The sequence below is a fragment of the Micromonospora sp. NPDC051196 genome (genome assembly GCF_040682415.1).
Lineage (GTDB): Bacteria > Actinomycetota > Actinomycetes > Mycobacteriales > Micromonosporaceae > Micromonospora.
The window spans coordinates 67523-90455 of sequence record NZ_JBFBAY010000012.1 but is presented as its reverse complement, the minus strand read 5'-3'; the positions used below and the strand labels follow the sequence as shown (position 1 = coordinate 90455).

Sequence of the window (22933 nt, the reverse complement as noted above, 5' to 3'; positions counted from 1 at the left end):
GGCCCCTTTGCTCTGCTTCACTCCACGCAACGAAACCGGCCGAAACCGATGCGCTGGTTGAAGCAGAGCAAAGGGCGCACAGGGGGTGGTATCTCCGCCAGCAGGCCCCGGCAGGCCCGGCAGGCCGATCACGTCGGCAGGAGGCCGGGCGGCGGCCGTGGAACCGGCGGTGCCGAAGGGCAGCCGGAGGAATACTGCGCGCGGATGCCGGGAATGCGTACGGACGGCCTGATGTTGCTACCGGCGACCAGCTGGTGCGGCCCGATTCCGGGGCCGGTCGAGGCCCATGGCACACTGGTCAATCGGCCACCGGTTCCGGTTCACGCCCCAATCATCGGCGCGCAGCGGCGCGCCAGGGCGACCCGGCGACCACGACGAGAGGACCGAGGCGACATGAAGCAGAACATCCACCCGGAGTACGTGACCACCGACGTCACCTGCTCCTGCGGCAACACCTTCACCACCCGCAGCACCGCCAAGGGCGGCTCGATCCACGTCGAGACCTGCAGCGCCTGCCACCCGTTCTACACCGGCAAGCAGCGCGTCCTGGACACCGCCGGTCGGGTCGCGAAGTTCCAGCAGAAGTACGCCAAGGTTCAGGCCAAGAAGGCCAAGTAGCTCCTGGTCCGACGCCCGCGTCCGGTTCTGGCCGGACGCGGGCGTCGTCCGTCTGTTCCCGCCCCCAGCCACCGTCGAAGGAGCGATGCACAGCATGAGCAGCGAGCGCCTGGCCAGGCTCCTCGACGAGTACGCCGAGCTGGAGAAGCGGCTGGCCGACCCCGCCATCCACGCCGACCAGGGCACCGCCCGGCGGGTCGGTCGGCGGTACGCCGAACTGGTCCCACTGCACAAGGCCGCCGCCGAGCTGGAACAGGCCCGGGCGGATCTGGCCGCGGCGCGGGAGTTGGCCGCCGAGGACCCGTCCTTCGCAGCCGAGGCCGAGACGATCGGGGCGGAGCTGCCGGCGCTGGAGGAACGGCTGGCCGAGCTGCTGATCCCGCGTGACCCGCACGACGCCAAGGACGTCATCGTCGAGATCAAGGCCGGCGAGGGCGGCGAGGAGTCGGCCCTGTTCGCCGGTGATCTGCTGCGGATGTACACCCGGTACGCCGAGCGGCGCGGCTGGCTCACCGAGGTGATCGACGCCCAGGACTCCGACCTCGGCGGGGTCAAGGACGTTTCGCTGGCCATCAAGAGCAAGGGCGTCCCCGAGGGCGGCAACGGCGTGTGGTCCCGACTCAAGTGGGAGGGCGGAGTCCACCGGGTGCAGCGGGTCCCGGTCACCGAGTCGCAGGGCCGCATCCACACCAGCGCCGCCGGCGTACTGGTGCTGCCGGAGGCCGAGGAGGTCGACGTCACCATCGACCCCAACGAGCTGCGGATCGACGTCTTCCGCTCGTCCGGGCCCGGCGGGCAGTCGGTGAACACCACCGACTCGGCGGTACGGATCACCCACCTGCCCACCGGCATCGTGGTGTCCTGCCAGAACGAGAAGTCCCAGTTGCAGAACCGGGAACAGGCGATGCGGATCCTGCGGGCCCGACTGCTCGCCGCCGCCCAGGAGCAGGCCGACGCGGCCGCCTCGGATGCGCGTAAGGCCCAGGTCCGTACGGTCGACCGGTCGGAGCGCATCCGCACGTACAACTTCCCGCAGAACCGGATCACCGATCACCGGATCGGCTACACGGCGTACAACCTGGATCTGGCGCTCGCCGGGGAACTCGACGGCGTGCTGGACGCGCTCAGCGAGGCCGACCGCGCCGCCCGACTCGCCGGCGACCCGGAACTCGCCCGCCGCTGAGCAGCCTCAGGCGCTGCGCGGGCGGTCCTTGGCCCGCAGCATCTCCCGGTCGGCCGCCTCGAAGGCGGCGCCGAGGGCGTCCCGCTGACCCGGGCTACCCGCGCCGACCTCGGAGAAGCCGATGCTGACCCCGACCGGGGTGCCGGGCACCAGCGATTCCCAGTCCTCGGTGCGGATGGCGGCGTCGATACGCCGGGCGACTTCGACGGCCTCGGACATCCCGGCACCCGGCAACACGACGACGAACTCGTCGCCGCCGTAGCGGGCCACGAAGTCACCCCGGCGCATAACCCGGTTGATCACCCCGGCGATCCGCTGGAGGACCAGGTCCCCCGAGTGGTGCCCGTGCCGGGTGTTGACCGCCTTGAAGCCGTCCAGGTCGCAGACCCCGATCACCACCCGCTCGCCCCGGGCGACGACGGAGGCGATGTAACGCTCCAGCCGGCGTCGGTTCGGCAGCCCGGTCAGCGGGTCGGTGAGCGCCTCGCCCTCGAAGCGGGCCGCCTCACGGCGCATCTCCTCATGGTCTATGCGGGCCGCGATGCCGTCGATGTAGACGTCGCGGAGCCGATCGTGACGCTGGGCGGCGAGCCGGAAAGCCAACCGGTCGGCCCGGTGCGCGCCCGCGTGGTCGCCGGCCCGGCCCAGCGCGATGCTGCGCAGCCGGGCCGGCTCGGCTGCACCGAGCGTTTCGGGGGAGACCTGCACGGTCTCCAGCCGGGTGACGGCCTCGATCGGCCGGCCGGCGGCGATGGCCAGGCAGGCCTGACCGAGTTGGCGCATGTCGCGGGCGCGGGCGCTGTCCGCGCCGTGCCCGAGCAGCCGAGCCGGTTCGGCGGCTCGGGCGGTGTCGACGACGTCGCCGAGGGCAGCCCGCCGGGCGCCCGCGTAGCCGTACGCGGCGAGGCTGCTGGGACGCAGCCGGTCGGCGTTGCCGGTGGCGATGAACCGGTCGAGGTCGGTGGCGATGTCCCGCAGTACGCGCAGGCAGCCGTCACCGTCACCGGTGTGGTCCAGGGCCACCGCGTTGCGCAGCCGGATGCCCGGGGCGGCGAACGTCTCCTCCGGGATGCCGGCGGCGTTGCCGAGTTGCCGGGCACGTTCGATCGCGCCGAGCGCATAGCCGTGGAAGCTCAGGTAGGAGTAGGCCATGGCCAGGTCGTGCCAGCCCCAGGCGGTGTCCCGATCCGGATCGTCGACAGCACCCAGCGCGCGAGCGGCCCGCACCAGGTGGGTGACGCAGCGGTCCAGCGCGCCCTGGTGGTGTGCGGCGAGCGCGGCCAGCGCGTTGAGGTGCCCGTGCAGGTAGGGCTCGGCGAGATCCCGTACCGCTGCGGAGGCCTCCTCGATGGCCCGGGTGTACTCGGCCGTGCGGCCCAGGTTGATCAGTGCGGAGAGACGTTGCACCAGCGCGTCGGCGCGGGTGTGTTGGTCATGGGTGGTACGCAACACCCGCTCCAGGATCGCGTACGCCTCTGTGGAGCGGCTCACCTCCTGTAACGCCCGCGCCTTCGTCAGGGCGTCAACCTGGTCGTCGACCCGGTCGAGCCAGCCCACCCGCGACCTCCTGTCGGCGTGCCGCTGCACCTGCTTTTGCACGTGCACCGCGACGACTCATGATTATTGCGTGACCACCAAGCCGCAACACCCGTCCGAAGGGACGAGACGACACCGCCCGTCTCCCCTGGTCGCCGCCGCCGCCCGGGAACTGCTCGCCGCCGGGGTGATCTCGGCCCGAGCGGAGGCGGAACTGCTGGCCGCGTACGTTCTCGAGGTGCCGCGGGGGCGGCTTGCGCTCGCCGACGGCTTCACCGACGGGCAACTGAATCGTTATCGAGCGCTGGTGGGTCGGCGGGCACGGCGGGAGCCGCTGCAACACCTCACCGGCAGCGCCGGTTTCCGGCATCTGGAACTGGCGGTCGGGCCCGGCGTGTTCGTTCCGCGCCCGGAGACCGAACTACTCGCCGGCTGGGGTGTCGAACAGGCCCGCCGGATGGCGCGGCCGGAGCTGCTGGTGGTCGACCTGTGCAGCGGGTCCGGGGCGGTCGCGCTGTCGGTGGCCCAGGAGGTGCCGGCCGCCCGGGTGGTGGCGGTGGAGCGCTCGCCCGCCGCGCTGGTCTGGCTGCGACGCAACGCGGCGGACCGGGCCGCGGCGGGGGACCGGCCGATCGAGGTGGTCGAGGCGGACGCCACCGACCCGGATCTGCTGGCCGGGCTGGTCGGCCAGGTGGACGTGCTGCTCTGCAACCCGCCGTACGTGCCCCGGGCGGTGGCCGTACCGCCGGAGGTGGCCGGGCACGATCCGGCGGAGGCGGTGTTCGGTGGGGCGGACGGCCTCGCGGTCATCCGTCCGGTGATCGATCGTGCGGCGGCCCTGCTGCGGCCGGGCGGTCGACTCGGCGTGGAACACGACGACACTCATGGCGCGGTGGTGCCCGACCTGCTCGCCGTGGATGGTCGCTACATCGCGATCACCGCTCATCACGACCTCGCCGGCCGTCCCCGTTTCGCCACCGCGTCCCGCCGAGCGGACCACCCGGCAGTCGGTACGGCCGGTACGTGGCAGACTGGCTCCTCGTGATGCTCTACGACTGCCGGTCGCTGGCCGACCGGGACCGCGGCATCGCTGCGGCCATCGAGGCGGTCCGCAACGGCGAGCTGGTGGTGCTGCCGACCGACACGGTCTACGGGATCGGCGCGGACGCCTTCACCCCGTACGCGGTCAGGGCGCTGCTGGACGCCAAGGACGCCCCGCACACGCCGCCGCCGGTGCTGATCGGCTCTCGGCACACCCTCGACGGCCTGGTCTACTCGCTGCCGACCGCGGCGCGGGACCTGGTGGAGGCGTTCTGGCCCGGCGCGTTGACCATTCTGGTGCAGCACTCGGCGAGCCTGCGCTGGGATCTCGGCGACGACAGCGGGGTGGTGGCGGTGCGGATGCCGCTGCATCCGGTGGCGTTGGAGGTGCTGCGGGAGACGGGCCCGATGGCGGTCGCGTCGGCCAACAAGTTCGGCCAGCAGCCCGCGCTCACGGCCGACGAGGCGCGTGACCAACTGGCCTACTCGGTGCGGACGTATCTGGAGGCGGGGCTGGCGGTGGATCCGCTGCCCAGCACGATCGTGGATCTGACCGGTGACGAGCCGGTGCTCGTCCGGGAGGGCGCCATCGGGCTGGACAAGCTGCGCGAAGTGGTGCCGGAAATCCGCGAGAGTCAGGTGGCTTAGGTGCCCCCGTTCACCGTTCTGCACGTCTGCATGGGAAACATCTGCCGCTCGCCGATGGCGGAGCGGCTGCTCGTCCTCGCCGTACGCGAGCGGTTGGTCCGGCGGGACGTCGACCCGCCCCGCGCCGATGAGCTGCTGCACAGTCACAGTGCCGGCACGGGTGGCTGGCACGCCGGTGAGGAGATGAACCCTCCGGCCGCGCGGCAGGTGATCACCCGAGGCGGCAGCACCGCCGGGTTCGCCGCGCGCAAGCTGCGCTCCGATCACATCGACGCGGCGGACCTGGTGCTCACCGCCACCGCTGACCAGCAGGAGTACGTGGTGGCGCTGCGTCCCGACGCCGCCTCGCGCACCTTCGTGCTGGGTGAGTTCGGCCGATTGCTGGCCACGCTGGATCCCGCCGGGTTGCCGGCGGCCGAGGCCACGCCGCAGGCGGTGCACGCCCGTGGGGTGGCTGTGGTCGAGGCGGTGCACGCGGCCCGCCAGGGCAGCGCCCTGCTGCCCACCGACGACCTCGACGATCCGTGGGGCCGCGGCGACCAGTGCTTCACCCGGGTCGCCGACGAGATCGAGGAGACGGTCCAGCCGCTCGCCGTGATCCTGCTGCCCTGATCGGTGAATTTCCTCCGGGTTTGGGGGGAAAGGGCGGCAGAGGTGGTGATTAGCGCCATTCTGGGAGGGTCCTGACGGCTCCTACGGGGAGAGCTGATGACCCGGGCGTTGCTGCCGAAAGTGTTCACCGTCCTGTTGGCCGGCACGCTGGCCGGCCTGGCGCTGGCGGTGGCGGCGCTGCCCGCCGCGCTGGTGTACGGCGTCGGCTTCTCGGCGCTCTCGGCGCCGTACGCGGACCTGCCCAACACCCTGCGCACCCCACCGACCGCCCAGCGTTCCAACCTGTACGCCAAGGACGGCACCACCCTGATCACCTCCTTCTACCAGGAGGACCGGGTGGACGTGCCGCTGGACGAGGTGGCGCCGGTGATGCGCCAGGCGATCATCGCCGCCGAGGACGTCCGCTTCCACGAACACAGTGGGGTCGACCTGCGCGGCATCGTCCGGGCCTTCACCGTCAACCAGCGCGACGGCACCACCCGGCAGGGCGCCTCCACGCTGACCATGCAGTACGTGCGCAACGTACTGAGCACCGATCCCCGGCTGAGCGAGGCGCAGCGGGCGGCCGCCACCGAGGTGAGCACCGCCCGCAAGATCCAGGAGATCCGCTACGCGCTCGCCCTGGAACGGGAGCTCACCAAGGACCAGATCCTGACCCGGTACCTCAACATCGCCTACTTCGGTGCCGGCGCGTACGGCATCGCCGCCGCCAGCAAGCGTTACTTCTCGGTCTCACCGGCCGAGTTGACGCTGGCGCAGGCGGCGCTGCTGGCCGGGCTGGTGCGCTCGCCGAACACCGACGACCCGATCAACGGGGACGCGGACAGTGCGACGGCCCGCCGGGGGTACGTCCTGGACCGGCTGGTCGAGTCGGGCCAGGTACCGCCCGACGTGGCGCAGCGCGCTCAGGCCGAGCCGCTGAACCTGCGCCCCAGCGAGACCCCGAACGACTGCACGGCGGTGCCCGAGGGGCACAACGACTGGGGCTTCTTCTGCGACTGGTTCACCCGATGGTGGAACGACCAACGGGCGTTCGGCAGCACCGTCGACGAGCGGCAGCGCACCCTGCGCCGGGGCGGCTTCACCATCGTCACCTCCCTCGACCCGGCGGTGCAGCGGGCTACCACCGAGCAGGTGCGTGGGGTCTATTCGGCGCGGGCCCGGTACGCGATGCCCACCGCGGTCGTGCAGCCGGGCACCGGTCGGGTGCTGGCCATGTCGGTGAACCGGACCTACAGCGTGGCGGCGAACCCACCCGGGCAGAAGAACCACCCGAACACCGTCAACCAACTCGTCGCCGGTGGCGGCACCATCGTCGGCTACCAGGCCGGGTCCACGTTCAAGCTCTTCACGCTGCTGGCCGCGCTGGAAGCCGGGCTGCCGTTGAACACCCTGTTCGACGCGCCGGACCGGATCGTCACCGACTACCGGGTCAGCGGCGAGGCGAGCTGCGGCGGGTACTGGTGCCCGGAGAACGCCAGCGCGTCGATGGACGGCGAGCACGACATGTGGACCGCCTTCGGCGAGTCGGTCAACACCTACTTCGTCTGGCTGACCGAGCGGGTCGGCGCCGACCGGGTGGTGGAGATGGCTGAGCGACTCGGCATCGTGCTGCGGGCCCAGGACGACGCCCAGTTGGCCCGGCACAGTGCACGCGAGTGGGGGCCGTTCACGCTCGGCGTGGCCGCCACCACCCCGCTGGATCTGGCCGGCGCGTACGCCACGGTGGCGGCGGAGGGGACTTGGTGTGCCCCCACCCCGATCACCTCGATCACCGACGCCACCGGACGGCCGGTCAACGCCGGGCAACCGGACTGCCGGCAGGTGCTCGACGTCGACGTGGCCCGCGCGGCGGTGGACGCGGCCCGCTGCCCGGTCGGCGACCAGTCGATGTATCACACCTGTGAGGGCGGGACGGCCACCCGACTGCACGCCCAGCTCGATCGGCCGGTGGGCGGCAAGACCGGCAGTTCCGAGGGGTACGGCACGGAAACCGTGGTCGCGTTCACGCCCCAGTTGGCGGTCGCTGCCATGGCGGCCAACCCGGACGATCCCCGGGACGCGGTAGGCCAGGCGGTGCAGCGTGGGATGGTGGATTCGGTGGGGGAGATCCTCGCCTTCGCCCTGCGGGGCCAGCCGGTGCGCGACTTCGTACCGCCCAGCGAGACGACCGCCTGGCGGATCACCGGTGAACGTGTCGGCAACTGAGTTCGCCTGGTTGAGAAGGGGCCCCTGCTATACAAAAGGCGATAACAAGGGGCCCTTCCTTACCCCTCGGCGCGGGCGGTGATGTTGCGGGCCATGCCGCCGAAGACCAGCGCGTGAAACGGTGCCACCGCGGTCCAGTAGGCGTGCCCGGCGAGGCCGTGCGGCAGGAAGACGGCGCGCTGCCGGTAGCGGACGGCACCGTCGTCGCCGCGCTGCACCCGCAGTTCCAGCCAGGCCCGGCCGGGGAGGCGCATCTCGGCGCGCAGCCGCAGCAACTCGCCCGGCACGATCTCCTCCACCCGCCAGAAGTCCAGCGCCTCGCCCACCCGCAGTTGGTGCGGGTGGCGCCGGCCCCGGCGCAGTCCCACCCCGCCGACCAGCTTGTCCAGCCAGCCGCGCACCGACCAGGCCAGCGGGAAGGAGTACCAGCCGTGTTCGCCGCCGACGCCTTCGATGACCTGCCACAGCTGCTCCGGCGACGCCGCCACCGCCCGTTCCCGTACGTCGGTGTAGGCGGTACCTCCGCTCCAGTCGGGATCGCTGGGCAGTGGCTCGGCGGGCGCGTTCGGCCCGGCCGCCGTGGACCAGCAGGTCTCCACCTGGGCGTCGCGGACCTTGGCCAGGGCAAGTTCGACGGCCTCGTCGAAGCCGGTCAACCCGCCCGGCGGGTCCGGCAGGTACGCCGCGATGTCGTGCTCGTGGGCGACCGCCTCGTGGATCAGGCTGGCCACCAGCGGCCGGGCCAGCGCGTTGGGTACCGGGGTGACCAGCCCGACCCAGTACGACGAGAGCGTCGGAGTCAGCGGGCGGACCGGCAGCAGCAGCCGGCGGGGCAGCCCGGCGACCCGGGCGTAGCGCTGCATCATCTCGCCGAAGGTGAGCACGTCCGGGCCGGCGATGTCGAAGCCCCGGTCGACCTCGGCCGGCAGGCTCGCGCAGCCGACCAGGTAGTGCAGCACGTCGCGGACCGCGATCGGCTGGATCCGGTTGGCCACCCAGCGCGGGGTGACCATCACCGGCAGCCGCTCGGTCAGGTAGCGCAGCATCTCGAACGACGCCGAGCCGGAGCCGATGATCACCGCGGCCCGCAGCACCACCGTCGGCACCCCGCTGGCCTGCAGGATCCGCCCCACCTCGCTGCGCGAGCGCAGGTGCGCCGAGGTGTCCGGGTCGTCCGCCGCCGGTTCCGGACCGCCCAGATAGACGATCCGGCGTACGCCGGCCGCCCGGGCGGCAGTGGCGAAGTTCGTCGCGGCCTGCCGGTCGGTGGCCTCGAAGCTGGACTGCCCGAGCGAGTGCACGAGGTAGTACGCCACGTCGACGCCGTCGAACGCCCCGGGCAGGGTCTCCGGCCGACTCAGGTCCGCCTCGGCGATCTCGACCTGCCCGGACCAGGGCACGTCGCGCAGCCGTCCGGCCCGGCGGGCCAGGCAGCGCACGTCGTACCCCTGCGCCAGCAGGCGGGGCGCCAGACGTCCGCCGATGTAACCTGTCGCGCCGGTGACCAGGCATCTCACGGCTTCCAGTCTGCGGCCCAATAGACTCATGCGCTGTGGAGACCGCGACAGGCACCTTTTGGGGGCCGGATTTCGAGCAACTGAGCACCGGCGATCCCGAGATCGCGGAGGTGGTGCTCGGCGAACTCGACCGGCTGCGTACCGGCCTGCAACTGATCGCCAGTGAGAACCTCACCTCACCGGCGGTGCTCGCGGCGCTGGGCTCCACACTGACCAACAAGTACGCCGAGGGCTACCCGGGGCGGCGCTACTACGGGGGCTGTGCCCAGGTGGACCGGGCCGAGGAGATCGGCATCGCCCGGGCGAAGGACCTCTTCGGTGCCGAGCACGCCAACCTTCAGCCGCACTCCGGGGCGAGCGCCAACCTGGCCGCGTACGCGGCGTTGGTGCAGCCGGGCGACACGGTGCTGGCGATGGAGTTGCCGCACGGTGGGCACCTGACCCACGGCAGCCGGGTCAACTTCTCCGGCAAGTGGTTCCACCCGGTCGGTTACACCGTCCGGCGGGACACCGAGCTGATCGACTACGACGAGGTACGCGACCTCGCCCTGGCCCACCGGCCCAAGATGATCATTTGTGGTGCGACGGCGTACCCGCGACTGATCGACTTCGCACTGTTCCGGGAGATCGCCGACTCCGTCGGTGCGTACCTGATGGTGGATGCGGCGCACTTCATCGGGCTGGTCGCCGGGCAGGCCATCCCCTCCCCGGTGCCGTACGCCGACGTGGTCTGCGCCACCACGCACAAGGTGCTGCGCGGACCGCGCGGCGGGATGATCCTGTGCCGGGAGTCGCTGGCCGAGCGGATCGACAAGGCGGTCTTCCCGTTCACCCAGGGCGGCCCGCTGATGCACGCCGTCGCGGCCAAGGCGGTCGCGCTGCGCGAGGCGGCCCAGCCGGAGTACCGGCGCTACGCCACCCAGGTGGTGGCCAACGCGCGGGCGTTGGCCGACGGGCTGGCCGCCGAAGGGATGCGACCGGTCTCCGGCGGCACCGACACCCACCTGGCTCTGATCGACCTTCAGGAGACCGGGGTGACCGGAGCCGAGGCCGAGGCGCGGTGCGACGCGGCGACCATCACGCTGAACAAGAACGCCATCCCGTACGACCCGCGCAAGCCGATGGTCGCCTCCGGTGTCCGGGTGGGCACCCCGAGCGTCACCACCCAGGGCATGACCGAACCACAGATGCGGCAGGTAGCGGAGTTGATAGCCCGAGCGGTACGCGCCGACCCGGCGGCCCCGGGCGGGGCCGACGAACTGGCCCGGGTCGCCGCCGACGTGGCCGAGTTGGCAACCGAGTTCCCGGCGTACCCCCGATGACCGCGCCGCGTGCCGGTGAGCCCGACGTGTCGGCGACGACTGCCCCGCGTGCGGGGGAGCCGGGTGCGATCCGGGCCCGGCTGCCGCACCTGCGCCTGCCGCTGCTCGCCTGCGCCGCGTTAGCCGTGGTCGCGGTGCCCGTCGCGGCCTGGCTGCGCGGGGCGACCAGCGCGGCCGGAGTGGCCGCCGGCATCGCCCTGGTGATCGTCAGCTACCTCGTCTCCAGCCTCTCGGTGGCCTGGGCCGATGCGGTGCATCCCAAGCTGATCATGTCAGTGGGCTTGATCACCTACGCCACGAAAATCGTCGTCCTGGGCGTGGCGATGGCGGCGGTCGCGGCCACCGGTTGGCCCGGACTGCCGGACATGGGCGTCGCCATCATCGCGGCCGTGGTGGTATGGACCGGGGCCCATCTGGCCTGGGCGCTGCGTACCCCGCTGCCCACCGTGGACCGAACGGCGGAGCACTGACCGTACGGTCGGGCTTTCCCCGGCGTTTCGTGGTCCTGTCCGGGTGGCCGGACAGGAGTACTCTTACCCGAGGCTCGACCCGCCGGCTCCCGACGCCCGCACGCTGCTCGCAGTGTGGGGGGTGCCGCACACTCGTGAAACTCCCGGCTGATAGTGTTCGCCACGTCATGGCCGACAACCCTCACCGCAAAAGCTCCGACGAACACTCGTCGGAAGGCGCAGCCGGATCCGTAGTTGGTTACCTGCTCGCCGGCATCTTGGTGTGGGGATTCCTCGGTTGGTTGGCGGGGGAATTCCTCGGACTGCCGACCGGCATCGGGATCGCCGTTGGCATGATGCTCGGCGCAGCCGGAGCGATCTACCTGATCATGAAGAGGCTCAGTGCCTGAGTGCCGGCACGCGCGGGTCTGTCGAGTGCGGAGGATGACACGGTGAGCGGACAGCTTGTCGCCGCAGAGGGCCTTCCCTGGCCCCCCAGCGTCGGAGACTTCTACCCGCCGGATCTCGCCGGCCCGTGGGTAACGAAGTTCACGCTGATGATCTGGCTGGCCGTCGGGCTTCTGATCATCTTCTTCATGGCCACCTACCGGAACCCGAAGCTGGTGCCGAGCAAGGGTCAGTGGATGGCCGAGTCCGTCTACGGCCTGGTCCGGGACAACATCGCCCGCGAGCAGATGGGCAAGGACGGCATCCGGTTCGCGCCCTACTTCACGGTGCTGTTCTGCTTCATCGTGGTGACCAACCTGTTCGGCATCGTCCCTGGGTTGCAGATCTCGCCGAACTCGCACATCGCCTTCCCGATCGTGCTCGCCGTGATCACCTACGTGATGTACCTCTACATCGGCGTCCGTAAGCACGGTCTGGGTAGCTACCTCAAGCAGACCCTGATCATCCCGGGCGTGCCCTGGCCGATGCACTTCCTGCTGATCCCGATCGAGTTCCTGCAGAACTTCATCAACCGGCCGGTCACCCTGGCAGTGCGACTCTTCGCCAACATGTTCGCCGGCCACCTGATCCTGCTGGTCTTCACCGTCGGCGGCTTCGTGATGCTCGCCTCGGACAACCTGTTCATCCAGGTCTCGTCGATCGCCGCCTTCCTGATGGCCATCCTGATGGCCTTCTTCGAGGTGCTGGTCGCGCTGTTGCAGGCATACGTCTTCGTCACCCTGACCGCCAACTACATCGGCAGCTCGCTCGCCGACGAGCACTGACCCCAGACTTCGGCGGGCCGCCCGGCCCGACCAGAGCTTCCGGTACGACCGCGTACGCGTGAGGGATCATGCGTCTACTAGGAGGAATACCCGCAATGGACGTTATTGCCGCCATCGAGGGCAGCGTCAACACCATCGGTTACGGTCTCGCCGCCATCGGCCCCGGCATCGGTGTCGCCCTGGTCTTCGCGGCCTACATTCAGGCCAGCGCCCGCCAGCCGGAGTCCGCCGGCTACAACCGCACCTGGCTGGTCCTGGGCTTCGCGCTGGTTGAGGCGCTCGCCCTGTTCGGCCTGGTGCTCGCGTTCGCAGTCTGACGCCTCGCCCGACGCGACCCGGAGGTCTGACATGAATCTCGCCGCTGAAGGCGTGGAGCACCACCCGCTCGTGCCGATCTGGCAGGAGCTTGTCGTCGGGTCGATCGCGTTCGCCCTGCTCTGCTTCGTCCTGATGAAGTTCGTGCTGCCGCGCATGGAGACGATGTACCAGGCGCGGGTCGACGCGATCGAGGGCGGCCTCAAGCGTGCCGAGGCTGCTCAGGCCGAGGCGAACCAGCTGCTGGAGCAGTACCGGGCCCAGCTCGCCGAGGTGCGTACCGAGGCGGCGCAGATCCGGGACGACGCCCGCGCCGACGCCGAGTCGATCCGTACCGAAATCCTGGCCAAGGCCCGGGAAGAGTCGGACCGGATCATCGCCGCCGGCCGGGAGTCGCTGGCCGTGGAGCGGCAGACCATCGTGCGCGAGCTGCGCGCGGAGGTCGGCGGCCTCGCGGTCGACCTGGCCAGCCGGATCGTGGGCGAGTCGCTCGCCGACGAGGCCCGCCGCAAGGGCACCGTCGAGCGGTTCCTCACCGACCTCGAGAGCGCGGGGGCCCGCTGATGCAGGCCGCCAGCCGGGAGTCCTACGCCACCGCCTTGGCGCGGTTGGAGGAGTACATCTCCCGCGCCGAGCCGTCGGCGGTCGCCGCCACCGGTGCCGAACTGCTCGCCGTGGCGGACCTGCTGCGCCGGGAGGTTCGGCTGCGCCGGGCACTGTCCGACCCGGCCCGTGCCGGTGCGGATCGGACCGGGCTGCTGACCTCGGTGCTCTCCGGCAAGGTCGGCGCGGACACGCTCGACCTGCTCGGCACGCTTGTCGCCGGCCGGTGGTCGGCGCCGTCGGAGCTGCTCGACGGTGCCGAGCGCCTCGGCGTGCAGGCCCTGCTGGGCAGTGCCGACCGGGCCGACGAACTGGGCGAGGTCGAGGACGAGCTGTTCCGCTTCGGCCAGGTGGTCGCTGCGGACCCGCAGCTGTCCAACGCTCTGTCCGACCCGATCGCGCCGGTGGCGCAGCGGGCCGAGCTGGTCGGGATGCTCCTGACGGGCAAGGCTCGGCCGGCGACGGTGCGACTGGTCGAGGCAGCCCTGGCCGGCTTCGGTGGCCGGTCGTTCTCCACCGCGCTGTCCCGGCTGGTGGAGTCGGCGGCGGAACGGCGGGACCGGCAGGTCGCGTACGTGACCGTCGCGGCACCCCTCAGCGAGGACGAGGAGCGTCGGCTGAGTGACCGGCTCGCGGCCATCTACGGTCGCGCGGTCGCCGTGAAGCTTACGGTTGACCCGGCGATCCTCGGTGGAGCGAGCGTCCGGGTGGGTTCGGACCTGTACGACGGGACGATCCTGCGCCGCCTCAACGAGACCCGCAACGCGCTCGCGAAGCGCTGACCAGCACCCCGCGAAGCGCCCGGAAACGACAGTCGACCCGAGGACCGGTCGGTACTAGGTATCCCGGGCCCCTGAAACTTAAGGAAGCAGAGGATGGCCGAGCTGACCATCTCGACGGAGGAGATCCGCGGCGCACTTGAGCGCTATGTCTCCTCCTACTCGCCCGACGTCTCCCGTGAGGAGGTCGGCACCGTCGCCGACACCGGCGACGGCATCGCCCACGTCGAGGGCCTGCCCTCGACCATGACCAACGAGCTGCTGGAGTTCGAGGACGGCACGCTCGGCGTGGCGCTGAACCTCGACGTCCGGGAGATCGGTGTCGTCGTCCTCGGCGACTACTCCGGGCTTGAGGAGGGGCAGCGCGTCAAGCGCACCGGCCGGGTGCTCTCGGTGCCGGTCGGTGACGCCTTCCTCGGTCGCGTGGTCAACGCGCTCGGCCAGCCGATCGACGGCCTCGGCGACATCGCCGACGAGGGCTACCGCGAGCTGGAGCTCCAGGCTCCGAACGTGATGGCCCGCCAGTCCGTCTTCGAGCCGATGCAGACCGGCATCAAGGCCGTCGACGCGATGACGCCGATTGGCCGGGGCCAGCGTCAGCTGATCATCGGTGACCGGAAGACCGGTAAGACCACGGTCGCCCTGGACGCCATCCTCAACCAGCGGGAGAACTGGGCCTCCGGCGACCCGAAGAAGCAGGTCCGCTGCATCTACGTCGCCATCGGCCAGAAGGCCTCCACGATCGCCTCCATCAAGGGCCAGCTGGAGGAGGCGGGGGCGATGGAGTACACCACCATCGTCGCCTCCCCGGCGTCCGACCCGGCCGGCTTCAAGTACCTCGCCCCGTACACCGGCTCGTCCATCGGTCAGCACTGGATGTACGGCGGCAAGCACGTCCTGATCGTCTTCGACGACCTGAGCAAGCAGGCCGAGGCGTACCGGGCCGTGTCGCTGCTGCTGCGCCGCCCGCCGGGCCGTGAGGCGTACCCGGGTGACGTCTTCTACCTGCACTCCCGGCTGCTGGAGCGCTGCGCGAAGCTCTCCGACGAGATGGGCGGCGGCTCGATGACCGGTCTGCCGATCATCGAGACGAAGGCCAACGACATCTCGGCCTTCATCCCGACCAACGTCATCTCGATCACCGACGGCCAGATCTTCCTGGAGACCGACCTGTTCAACCAGGGCGTCCGGCCGGCCATCAACGTCGGCACCTCGGTCTCCCGGGTCGGTGGTGCGGCGCAGGTGAAGCCGATGAAGAAGGTCGCCGGTTCGCTGCGGCTGAACCTCGCCCAGTTCCGTGAGCTGGAGGCGTTCGCCGCCTTCGCCTCGGACCTGGACAAGGCCTCCCGCGCCCAGCTGGACCGCGGTGCCCGCCTGGTCGAGCTGCTCAAGCAGCCGAACTACTCGCCGTACCCGGTGCAGGACCAGGTCGTCTCTGTGTGGGCCGGCACCGAGGGCAAGCTGGACGACGTCCCGGTCGGCGAGGTGCGGCGCTTCGAGACCCAGTTCCTGGAGCACCTGCGGCGCAAGCACAACGCCACCCTGCAGGCGATCGCCGACAACAAGTGGGACGACGAGATCGTCGCCGCCCTCGACGCGGCCATCGTGGAGTTCAAGAAGGGCTTCCTCGGCCGCGAGGACGAGCGCACGGTCAACGAGGCGCCGGCGGAGCCGCTGGAGGGCGAGTCCGAGCACGAGACGGTCACCCGCTACAGCGGCGGTGCTCCGGCCGAGAAGCGTTAGGGTCGGGCCATGGCGGCGCAGGTACGTGTTCTTCGTCAACGCATTCGCTCGGCGAAGGGGATGAAGAAGATCACCAAGGCGATGGAGCTCGTGGCGACGAGCCGGATCGCCAAGGCCCAGGCCCGGGTGGAGGCGTCCCTGCCGTACGCCCGGGCCATCACCGGCGTGCTCACCGCGCTGGCGTCCAACGCCCGGATCGACCACCCGATGCTGACCCCGCGCGAGCGGGTGCGGCGGGCGGGCGTACTGCTGGTAACCGCCGACCGGGGTCTGGCCGGCGGTTACAGCTCCAACGCCATCAAGACGGCGGAGTCGCTGATCGCCCGGCTACAGGCCGACGGCAAGGAGCCGGTGCTCTACGTCATCGGGCGCAAGGGCGTGTCGTTCTACCGCTTCCGCAACCGGCCGGTCGAGGGCAGCTGGACGGGCTTCTCCGAGCAGCCGTCGTTCGCCGACGCCCGCGAGGTGGGTGAGACGCTGATCAAGGCGTTCACCGCCGGTGCGGACGACGTCGACGGCGATCCCGGCCCGGACGGCGTACGCGGGGTGGACGAGTTGCACATCGTCTTCACCGAGTTCAAGTCGCTGATGACCCAGACTCCGGTCACCCGGATCATCGGCCCGTTGCAGGTCGAGGAGCGCCCCCGCACGGAGGCGGCGCCCGGTGCCCTGCCGGACTACGACTTCGAGCCGGACCCGGAGGCGCTGCTCGACGCGCTGCTGCCGAAGTACATCAACACGCGGATCTACGCGGCGTTGCTGGAGTCGGCGGCCAGCGAGTCGGCGGCCCGTCGGCGGGCGATGAAGAGCGCCACCGACAACGCCGAAGAGATGATCGACAAGTACACGCGTGAGATGAACTCGGCTCGCCAGGCCGGGATCACCCAGGAGATCAGTGAGATCGTCGGCGGCGCTAACGCGCTGGCCGCGTCGGGAAGTGAAGTGTGATGACTGTTTCCACCGCGGCTGGGGGACCAGCCGAGACCAAGACGGCCACGGGTCGCGTGGTCCGGGTCATCGGCCCGGTCGTCGACGCCGAGTTCCCGCGTGACGCCATGCCGGACCTGTTCAACGCCCTGCACGTGGACGTGACCCTCTCCGGCGGCGAGAAGACGCTGACCCTGGAGGTCGCCCAGCACCTGGGTGACAACCTGGTCCGCGCGATTTCGATGCAGCCCACCGACGGTCTGGTCCGTGGCGCCGAGGTACGTGACACGGCCTTCCCGATCCGGGTGCCGGTCGGCGACGCGGTCAAGGGCCACGTCTTCAACGCGATCGGCGAGTGCCTCAACCTCACCGAGGGCGAGACCATCTCCGCCGACGACCACTGGGGCATCCACCGCAAGGCTCCGGCCTTCGCGGACCTGGAGCCGAAGACCGAGATGCTGGAGACCGGCATCAAGGTCATCGACCTGCTCGCCCCGTACGTCAAGGGTGGCAAGATCGGCCTGTTCGGCGGTGCCGGCGTGGGCAAGACGGTGCTCATCCAGGAGATGATCACCCGGGTTGCCCGTAACTTCGGTGGTACCTCGGTCTTCGCCGGCGTGGGTGAGCGCACCCGTGAGGGCAACGACCTCATCCACGAGATGACCGAATCTGGCGTCATCGACAAGACCGCGCTGGTCTTCGGCCAGATGGACGAGCCGCCGGGCACCCGGCTGCGGGTCGCCCTCTCCGCGCTCACCATGGCGGAGTACTTCCGTGACGTGAAGAAGCAGGAGGTGCTGCTCTTCATCGACAACATCTTCCGCTTCACCCAGGCCGGTTCCGAGGTCTCCACCCTGCTGGGCCGGATGCCCAGCGCGGTGGGTTACCAGCCGACCCTGGCCGACGAGATGGGCGAGCTCCAGGAGCGGATCACCTCCGTCCGGGGCCAGGCCATCACCTCGATGCAGGCGATCTACGTGCCGGCGGACGACTACACCGACCCGGCGCCGGCCACCACCTTCGCCCACCTGGACGCGACCACCAACCTGGAGCGGTCGATCTCCGACAAGGGCATCTACCCGGCGGTGGACCCGCTGGCGTCCTCGTCGCGGATCCTCGCCCCCGAGTTCGTCGGCCAGGAGCACTTCCAGGTGGCCAGCGAGGTGAAGCGGATCCTCCAGCGTTACAAGGATCTGCAGGACATCATCGCCATCCTCGGCATCGAGGAGCTCTCCGAGGAAGACAAGATCACGGTCCAGCGGGCCCGGCGGATCGAGCGCTTCCTGTCGCAGAACACCTACGCGGCGGAGCAGTTCACCGGCGTGCCGGGCTCGACGGTCCCGATCAAGGAGACCATCGAGGCGTTCCGGAAGATCAGCGAGGGCGAGTACGACCACTTCCCCGAGCAGGCGTTCTTCATGTGCGGTGGGCTCGACGACCTGGAGAAGAAGGCCGCCGAGCTGATGAAGGGCTGACCTTTCGGTCCGTCGCTACGAACAGAAATGGCCGCCCCGATTAACGCCGGGGCGGCCTTTCGTTCACCTTCGCACCGTAGCGTCGCCGGTGCCCGGTTTTCCGTGGTCGGCGATCACCGTCTCCGCGAGATACCGTCTAGCCACGCTCATGCGCCGATGAGCGGTGACCGTGTTCAACCATTCGGCTGCGCGTACCCGTATCCCCTGCGGGACGCGACGAACGGAGATGCTCGTGGGTAAGGCCGGTAGACGCGGCAAGCGTGGTGGGCGGGCTTCGCTCTGGCGTGGGGTGCCGGGCTGGGCCAAGTTCTGCACCGTCTTCGGTGTCGTGCTGATGATGCTCAGCGGTACGTCGCTGGTCGGTGCCGAGGCGTTGATGGCCCGCTACGAGGGCGCGATCGGCAAGGCGGACCTCTTCGGCGACCAGGCGGCCGGTGCCAGCGAACGTAAGAGCGACATCAAGGGACCGCTCAACATCCTGTTGGTCGGCATCGACCCGCGCAACGACAAGACCCCGCCGCTGGCCGACGCGATCATGGTCTTGCACGTGCCGGAGGAACTGGATCGGGCCTACCTCTTCTCCCTGCCGCGTGACCTCTACGTCGAGATCCCGGCGTTCCAGAAGGCGAACTTCGACGGCGCCACCTCCAAGCTGAACGACGCGATGTCGTTCGGCAGTCGGGTGCCCGGCGGAGGCAACCCCGACGCGGCGCGGGGCTTCGAGTTGCTCGCCACCACCGTGCAAAACGTGACCGGGATCGAGCGCTTCGACGCCGGGGCGATCATCAACTTCTCCGGCTTCCAGAAGATCGTCGACGCCATGGGCGGTGTCACGATGAACATCGAGCGTGAGGTCCGCTCCGAGCACCGCGAGCCGAGCGGTAAGCACCGCAAGGGCAACCCCAACGGCGAGGGCTACATCGGGCCGCAGGCGGTCTATCCGAAAGGCAAGCAGCACCTGAGCGGCTGGCAGGCGCTGGACTACGTCCGCCAGCGGTACCCGAAGAACGGCGTACCCGATGGTGACTACGGTCGACAGCGGCACCAGCAGCAGTTCGTCAAGGCCATGGCCGGCCAGGCGTTCAGCGCTGACGTGGTGACCAACCCGGTCAAGCTGGACCGGGTGCTCCGGGCGGCCGGTGAGTCGTTGATCTTCAACGGTCGGGGGCACAGCGTGGTCGACTTCGGGTTGGCGCTCAAGGACATCCGTCCCGGCAACATCCAGATGATCAAGCTGCCGGGTGGTGGCGTCTTCAACAACGGCGATTATCTCGGCGAGCGGTTCGAGCCCGAGGTGGAGGAGTTCTTCGTGGCCCTGGAACGCGGACTGCTCGATCCGTTCCTCCTCGAACATCCCAAGCTGGTGAACAAGGGCTGAGTCGTGGTGCAGGTCTCGGCACCCGCCTGAAGAACTGGTCCGGGACGTGACTAGACTTTCCCCAATCCGCCTCAGCAAGGAGACAGCGTGGCAGAGCAGCTCAACGTCCAGCTCGTGGCCGTAGAGGAGAAGGTCTGGTCCGGCAAGGCCGAGATGGTCATGGCCCGGACGACCGAAGGTGAGCTGGGTGTGCTGCCGGGGCATGCGCCCCTGCTCGGCCAGCTCGCCGAGCCCGGCCAGGTACGCATCAAGCTCCCCGGCGGTGAGCAGGTCGCCTACGAGGTGTCCGGCGGCTTCCTCTCGGTCAGCGGGCAGGGCGTCACCGTGCTCGCCGAGAGCGCCACTCCGGCCTCCGCCGCTTCGGGCAACTGAGCAGCCCCGCCGATGGAGATCGTGGAAGGGATCGGAATCGGCATCGCCGTGATCCTCGGCGCGATCCTTTTCCTCTTCATCCGGCGGGCAGTGGTCACCCGAAGCGGGGGCATAATCCGGCTCAGTGTCCGGACCTCCACCATGCTCGACGGCCGGGGCTGGTCACCCGGTTTCGGCCGGTTCGTCGGCGACGAACTCCGCTGGTACCGGATGGTCAGTTTCGCCGTACGCCCCAAGCGGGTGCTCTCCCGCGAAGGGCTGAACGTGGAGCGTCGGCGGCTGCCGGAGGGGCAGGAACGGATGTCCATGCCGGCGGACTGGGTCATTCTCCGCTGTACGAGTCGACACGCTCCGGTCGAGATCGCCATGGCACGATCCACCGTTACCGGGTTCCTCTCCTGGCTTGAGGCCGCTCCTCCGGGGGCGGTCTCGCCACGTCTGGCCCCTCAGCAGGACTGGCCCGCGGCCTGACCCCGTCCGACAGCCCGCAAGGCGGCCGGCCTTCGGGCTGTCTGGTCACGGGCTGGCTTGGCGTGAGTGGTGTGGCCGTCGTTGGGCGGTTTGCCGGTGGAGCCGGCGTGGGCGCCGGGGTCGGTCACCGGCGCACCTCTCCTCAGTAGCCGTTGGGGCGTGCCCGGCGCGCGATGACCGACACCGTTTAGCCGAAATGGCGGTCCCCCGCCGAGCTGGACCCCGCCGTTTCGGCGAAACGGCGCAGCCGGCCGTCGGAAGATGGGCCCGGTGCGGGGTATGTCCGGTCCGGCGTGCGTGGCATCCGGGGAATGGTGGCGGCCAGCGGGTCGTTGAACATGTCTGACCGGCCGACGAAGGCCCCCGGAGCAGTTCAGATGGCTCCGCAGATGGCTTGGCCCCCGGGAATGATGGTGGGCGGTCGGTCGTTGTACATGGTCCCGGCGCCGCGAAGGGCCCTCGCCCCGCGAGTGAGCCGGAGATCCTTTTCCCCTTTGTTCTTCAGCGCCTGACGGCGTCGCACGCACCCGTCCCCCGAGGTGTGTGTCTACCCCCGAATGGAGCTTCGTCATGAACTCGATCTTCCGTAAGAGCATGCTTGGTATTGCTGGTCTGGCTTTCGCCGGTGGCGTGTTCGCCGGCCCGGTGGCCGCTCACGCCGACGCCGCGCCGGTGAAGGCGGGCCCTGTGGCCGTGCAGGCTGGTAAGCCGGACACGAGCAAGTTGATCCCGCATGGTGTGCAGGGCGCCCAGTCGCGCATCGATCTGAACGATGAGCAGGTGGCGAACACGAAGGCGATCATCGCCGCGACGAAGAAGGCTGGTATGGACGAGCGTGCCGCCGTCGTGTCGATCGCGACCGCGTTGCAGGAGTCGAAGTTGGAGAACCTGGGTCACTTGGGTGACCGTAACGACCACGACTCGCAGGGTCTGTTCCAGCAGCGTCCGTCCAGTGGTTGGGGCACGGTCGAGCAGATCACCGACCCCGAGTACTCGACCACCGCGTTCCTGAAGGGTTTGAAGCAGGTTGACGGTTGGCAGGACATGCCGCTGACCAAGGCCGCCCAGACCGTCCAGGTGTCGGCGTTCCCGGATCACTACGCCCAGTGGGAGCAGCAGGCCGCTGACCTGGTTACCAAGTACTGGAACAGCTGACCGGTAGACAACCCGAAAAGCCGGCACCCGATCCCGGGTGCCGGCTTTCGGCGTCTTCACATCAGGTCAGCTCGGCGACACGGGCGCGGAGCCAGTCGACGACCGCGCCGGTGACGGCTGCGTCAACCGGGTCGCGGACCTCCCGGCGGTACGCCCCCAGCGACGCCCGGCCCGGCTGGTGTCGCAGCACGTGGGTGACGTCCGGCAGGAGCCGGGTCTCGACCGGGCCGCCCGCGTGCTCGGCGATGAGCGTGAGATCGGTCGGGTCGACCTGAAGGTCCTTGGTGCCGGTGACGGCGAGGATCGGTGCGTCGATGCGGGCGAGGTCGGGCCGCGGGTCGTACCGCAGGAACTCCCGCATCCACTTCGCGTTGATCCGCTGCCCGCCGATCCGTGTCACGTCGCCGGTGGTGGCCAGGATCTTCTCGTGGTTGCGGGTCACCTTGGCCACCAGGTCGAAGCTGGTGAGCCGGAGGAACAGGCGTACCGGGGCGGGCAGGCTGGGCAGAATCTGGGCTGTCTGCCAGCGCAGCACCTCGGCACCGAGCCGGGCACTGCTGGAGAGCAGGACCAGCCCGGCAGTGGTCACGCCACGCGCGGCGAGCATCGTCGCGGTCAGTGCGCCCTCGCTGTGCCCGACCAGGAACAGCGCCTCGCTGTCCACGTCCGCGTCGGCGTCGAGTGCGGCGAGGGCAGCCTGGGCGTCGTCGACGTTGTCGTGGAACCCGGTGGGCCAGAACCGGCCGGAGCTGTCGCCGACTCCGCGTCGGTCGTACCGCAGCGTGGCGACACCTGCGGCGGCCAGCGCGGCGGCCAGTTCCCGCTGGATGCCGAGGCGTAGCCGGCGGTGGTCGCCGTCGCGGTTCAACGGCCCGGAGCCGGGCAGCAGCAGCGCGGTGGGGTGGGGCCCCGGACCGTCCGGCAGGGTGAGGGTGCCGACCAAACGGTGACCGGTGGAGTCGAAGGCCAGTTCGCGGTCGGTGCTCATCGGCGTACCGCCTCCGCCACGGCCGCCGCGTCGTCGGCACCGATGACCAGGGCGTCGTACCCCTGACCGGTCAGGGTGATGCGCACGGCCGGCTGGTTGGCGCGGACGCTGACGAACTCCCGACCGGCCCGGCCGCGCCAGGTGCCGACCTTGCGGAACCCGGGCATGCCGAGCCCGGGTGCCCGGATGCCCCGGGGAGCGCGCAGACCGTCGGGCTCCACGGTGACGGCGGTTACGGCGGAGCGCGGAACGGTGACGTCGCCCCGGAGCGCCCACAGCTTCTCGGCAGGGGTGAGCCGGATGCGGATCGTCTCGGCGGTGAGGTCGATGGTGGCCATCGGCGCTCCTTCATGCTCGCTAT

24 protein-coding genes are annotated in these 22933 nt (G+C 70.1%); 20 read left to right on the top strand and 4 right to left on the bottom strand.

What is annotated here, in order from left to right; translation table 11 throughout:
- Positions 1-393: 393 nt before the first annotated feature.
- Together rpmE and prfA are read left to right on the top strand one after the other, a co-directional pair.
- Positions 394-618, top strand: a complete 225-nt coding sequence (rpmE, locus tag AB0M35_RS22055) for a 50S ribosomal protein L31 (RefSeq protein WP_131305033.1) — start codon at positions 394-396, stop codon at positions 616-618.
- Positions 619-712: 94 nt separating this feature from the next.
- Positions 713-1801: a peptide chain release factor 1 gene (gene prfA, locus AB0M35_RS22050; RefSeq protein WP_363747453.1), complete on the top strand. Its 1089-nt coding sequence runs from the start codon at positions 713-715 to the stop codon at positions 1799-1801.
- 6 nt (positions 1802-1807) lie between these two features.
- Here the strand turns inward: prfA and AB0M35_RS22045 are convergent, their stop codons facing one another.
- Complete coding sequence (locus AB0M35_RS22045; protein ID WP_363747601.1) at positions 1808-3358, bottom strand: GGDEF domain-containing protein; 1551 nt, start codon at positions 3356-3358, stop codon at positions 1808-1810.
- Positions 3359-3428: 70 nt separating this feature from the next.
- Here AB0M35_RS22045 and prmC point away from each other — a divergent pair, with 70 nt between their 5' ends.
- The 4 genes from prmC to AB0M35_RS22025 all read left to right on the top strand — a co-directional run bounded on the left by prmC (position 3429) and on the right by AB0M35_RS22025 (position 7846).
- Entirely contained in the window at positions 3429-4382 is a 954-nt protein-coding gene (prmC, locus tag AB0M35_RS22040; protein WP_363747451.1) for a peptide chain release factor N(5)-glutamine methyltransferase, read from the top strand.
- Positions 4382-5026 (top strand): L-threonylcarbamoyladenylate synthase, encoded by a 645-nt coding sequence (locus AB0M35_RS22035; protein ID WP_363747599.1) that lies wholly within the window; start codon positions 4382-4384, stop codon positions 5024-5026. The genes prmC and AB0M35_RS22035 overlap by 1 nt, the downstream gene beginning before the upstream one ends.
- Entirely contained in the window at positions 5027-5638 is a 612-nt protein-coding gene (locus tag AB0M35_RS22030) for a phosphotyrosine protein phosphatase (RefSeq protein WP_363747449.1), read from the top strand.
- A 96-nt stretch (positions 5639-5734) separates the two neighbouring features.
- Entirely contained in the window at positions 5735-7846 is a 2112-nt protein-coding gene (locus AB0M35_RS22025; protein ID WP_363747447.1) for a transglycosylase domain-containing protein, read from the top strand.
- Between the two features lie 59 nt (positions 7847-7905).
- On the opposite strand, the gene AB0M35_RS22020 is transcribed toward AB0M35_RS22025, so the two are convergent.
- Positions 7906-9363 carry an SDR family oxidoreductase gene (locus AB0M35_RS22020; protein WP_363747445.1) on the bottom strand — a complete coding sequence of 486 codons (1458 nt, stop codon included), beginning with the start codon at positions 9361-9363 and terminating at the stop codon, positions 7906-7908.
- A 35-nt stretch (positions 9364-9398) separates the two neighbouring features.
- On the opposite strand from AB0M35_RS22020, the gene glyA reads away from it, so the two are divergent.
- The 14 genes from glyA to AB0M35_RS21950 all read left to right on the top strand — a co-directional run bounded on the left by glyA (position 9399) and on the right by AB0M35_RS21950 (position 21584).
- Complete coding sequence (gene glyA, locus AB0M35_RS22015) at positions 9399-10685, top strand: serine hydroxymethyltransferase (protein WP_363747443.1); 1287 nt, start codon at positions 9399-9401, stop codon at positions 10683-10685.
- Positions 10682-11155, top strand: coding sequence for a hypothetical protein (locus AB0M35_RS22010; protein WP_363747441.1), 474 nt, complete (start codon positions 10682-10684; stop codon positions 11153-11155). Before glyA ends, AB0M35_RS22010 begins: the two co-directional genes overlap by 4 nt.
- A 167-nt stretch (positions 11156-11322) precedes the next feature.
- Positions 11323-11544 (top strand): hypothetical protein, encoded by a 222-nt coding sequence (locus tag AB0M35_RS22005; protein WP_203222149.1) that lies wholly within the window; start codon positions 11323-11325, stop codon positions 11542-11544.
- Complete coding sequence (gene atpB / locus AB0M35_RS22000) at positions 11545-12366, top strand: F0F1 ATP synthase subunit A (RefSeq protein WP_081476197.1); 822 nt, start codon at positions 11545-11547, stop codon at positions 12364-12366.
- Positions 12367-12461: 95 nt separating this feature from the next.
- Positions 12462-12683 (top strand): ATP synthase F0 subunit C, encoded by a 222-nt coding sequence (atpE, locus tag AB0M35_RS21995; protein ID WP_013735640.1) that lies wholly within the window; start codon positions 12462-12464, stop codon positions 12681-12683.
- A gap of 31 nt (positions 12684-12714) precedes the next feature.
- Positions 12715-13245: a F0F1 ATP synthase subunit B gene (locus tag AB0M35_RS21990; RefSeq protein WP_013735639.1), complete on the top strand. Its 531-nt coding sequence runs from the start codon at positions 12715-12717 to the stop codon at positions 13243-13245.
- Positions 13245-14066: a F0F1 ATP synthase subunit delta gene (locus AB0M35_RS21985; protein WP_363747438.1), complete on the top strand. Its 822-nt coding sequence runs from the start codon at positions 13245-13247 to the stop codon at positions 14064-14066. The genes AB0M35_RS21990 and AB0M35_RS21985 overlap by 1 nt, the downstream gene beginning before the upstream one ends.
- Positions 14067-14159: 93 nt before the next feature.
- Complete coding sequence (gene atpA / locus AB0M35_RS21980) at positions 14160-15806, top strand: F0F1 ATP synthase subunit alpha (protein WP_363747436.1); 1647 nt, start codon at positions 14160-14162, stop codon at positions 15804-15806.
- Between the two features lie 9 nt (positions 15807-15815).
- Positions 15816-16754, top strand: coding sequence for a F0F1 ATP synthase subunit gamma (locus AB0M35_RS21975; RefSeq protein ID WP_363747434.1), 939 nt, complete (start codon positions 15816-15818; stop codon positions 16752-16754).
- Positions 16751-18208, top strand: a complete 1458-nt coding sequence (gene atpD, locus AB0M35_RS21970) for a F0F1 ATP synthase subunit beta (RefSeq protein ID WP_363747432.1) — start codon at positions 16751-16753, stop codon at positions 18206-18208. Before AB0M35_RS21975 ends, atpD begins: the two co-directional genes overlap by 4 nt.
- A gap of 226 nt (positions 18209-18434) precedes the next feature.
- The gene (locus AB0M35_RS21965; RefSeq protein WP_363747431.1) at positions 18435-19586 is read left to right on the top strand and encodes an LCP family protein; all 1152 of its coding nucleotides are present in this window, start codon (positions 18435-18437) and stop codon (positions 19584-19586) included.
- 87 nt (positions 19587-19673) lie between these two features.
- On the top strand, positions 19674-19958 hold the full coding sequence (locus AB0M35_RS21960; protein ID WP_013735633.1) for a F0F1 ATP synthase subunit epsilon: 285 nt from the start codon (positions 19674-19676) through the stop codon (positions 19956-19958).
- Positions 19959-19970: 12 nt separating this feature from the next.
- A complete protein-coding gene (locus tag AB0M35_RS21955; protein WP_363747429.1) occupies positions 19971-20429 on the top strand; it encodes a DUF2550 domain-containing protein in 459 nt (152 codons plus the stop codon).
- A 570-nt stretch (positions 20430-20999) separates the two neighbouring features.
- A complete protein-coding gene (locus tag AB0M35_RS21950; RefSeq protein WP_363747427.1) occupies positions 21000-21584 on the top strand; it encodes a hypothetical protein in 585 nt (194 codons plus the stop codon).
- A gap of 61 nt (positions 21585-21645) precedes the next feature.
- On the opposite strand, the gene AB0M35_RS21945 is transcribed toward AB0M35_RS21950, so the two are convergent.
- Both AB0M35_RS21945 and AB0M35_RS21940 read right to left on the bottom strand, forming a co-directional pair.
- Entirely contained in the window at positions 21646-22572 is a 927-nt protein-coding gene (locus AB0M35_RS21945) for an alpha/beta fold hydrolase (protein WP_363747426.1), read from the bottom strand.
- Positions 22569-22910 carry a hypothetical protein gene (locus tag AB0M35_RS21940; RefSeq protein ID WP_363747425.1) on the bottom strand — a complete coding sequence of 114 codons (342 nt, stop codon included), beginning with the start codon at positions 22908-22910 and terminating at the stop codon, positions 22569-22571. The genes AB0M35_RS21945 and AB0M35_RS21940 overlap by 4 nt, the downstream gene beginning before the upstream one ends.
- Positions 22911-22933: the final 23 nt, after the last annotated feature.

What these genes read in the sequence shown, in the direction of transcription:
- AB0M35_RS22025 (WP_363747447.1), top strand. Translation starts at nt 5,735, where the DNA reads ATGACCCGGGCGTTGCTGCCGAAAGTGTTCACCGTCCTGTTGGCCGGC.
- AB0M35_RS21975 (WP_363747434.1), top strand. Translation starts at nt 15,816, where the DNA reads ATGGCGGCGCAGGTACGTGTTCTTCGTCAACGCATTCGCTCGGCGAAG.
- atpE (WP_013735640.1), top strand. Translation starts at nt 12,462, where the DNA reads ATGGACGTTATTGCCGCCATCGAGGGCAGCGTCAACACCATCGGTTAC.
- AB0M35_RS21965 (WP_363747431.1), top strand. Translation starts at nt 18,435, where the DNA reads ATGCTCGTGGGTAAGGCCGGTAGACGCGGCAAGCGTGGTGGGCGGGCT.
- prfA (WP_363747453.1), top strand. Translation starts at nt 713, where the DNA reads ATGAGCAGCGAGCGCCTGGCCAGGCTCCTCGACGAGTACGCCGAGCTG.
- AB0M35_RS22005 (WP_203222149.1), top strand. Translation starts at nt 11,323, where the DNA reads ATGGCCGACAACCCTCACCGCAAAAGCTCCGACGAACACTCGTCGGAA.
- AB0M35_RS21950 (WP_363747427.1), top strand. Translation starts at nt 21,000, where the DNA reads ATGAACTCGATCTTCCGTAAGAGCATGCTTGGTATTGCTGGTCTGGCT.
- rpmE (WP_131305033.1), top strand. Translation starts at nt 394, where the DNA reads ATGAAGCAGAACATCCACCCGGAGTACGTGACCACCGACGTCACCTGC.
- AB0M35_RS21955 (WP_363747429.1), top strand. Translation starts at nt 19,971, where the DNA reads ATGGAGATCGTGGAAGGGATCGGAATCGGCATCGCCGTGATCCTCGGC.
- AB0M35_RS21940 (WP_363747425.1), bottom strand. Translation starts at nt 22,910, where the DNA reads ATGGCCACCATCGACCTCACCGCCGAGACGATCCGCATCCGGCTCACC.
- AB0M35_RS22035 (WP_363747599.1), top strand. Translation starts at nt 4,382, where the DNA reads ATGCTCTACGACTGCCGGTCGCTGGCCGACCGGGACCGCGGCATCGCT.
- atpA (WP_363747436.1), top strand. Translation starts at nt 14,160, where the DNA reads ATGGCCGAGCTGACCATCTCGACGGAGGAGATCCGCGGCGCACTTGAG.
- AB0M35_RS21945 (WP_363747426.1), bottom strand. Translation starts at nt 22,572, where the DNA reads ATGAGCACCGACCGCGAACTGGCCTTCGACTCCACCGGTCACCGTTTG.
- AB0M35_RS22010 (WP_363747441.1), top strand. Translation starts at nt 10,682, where the DNA reads ATGACCGCGCCGCGTGCCGGTGAGCCCGACGTGTCGGCGACGACTGCC.
- AB0M35_RS21985 (WP_363747438.1), top strand. Translation starts at nt 13,245, where the DNA reads ATGCAGGCCGCCAGCCGGGAGTCCTACGCCACCGCCTTGGCGCGGTTG.
- AB0M35_RS21990 (WP_013735639.1), top strand. Translation starts at nt 12,715, where the DNA reads ATGAATCTCGCCGCTGAAGGCGTGGAGCACCACCCGCTCGTGCCGATC.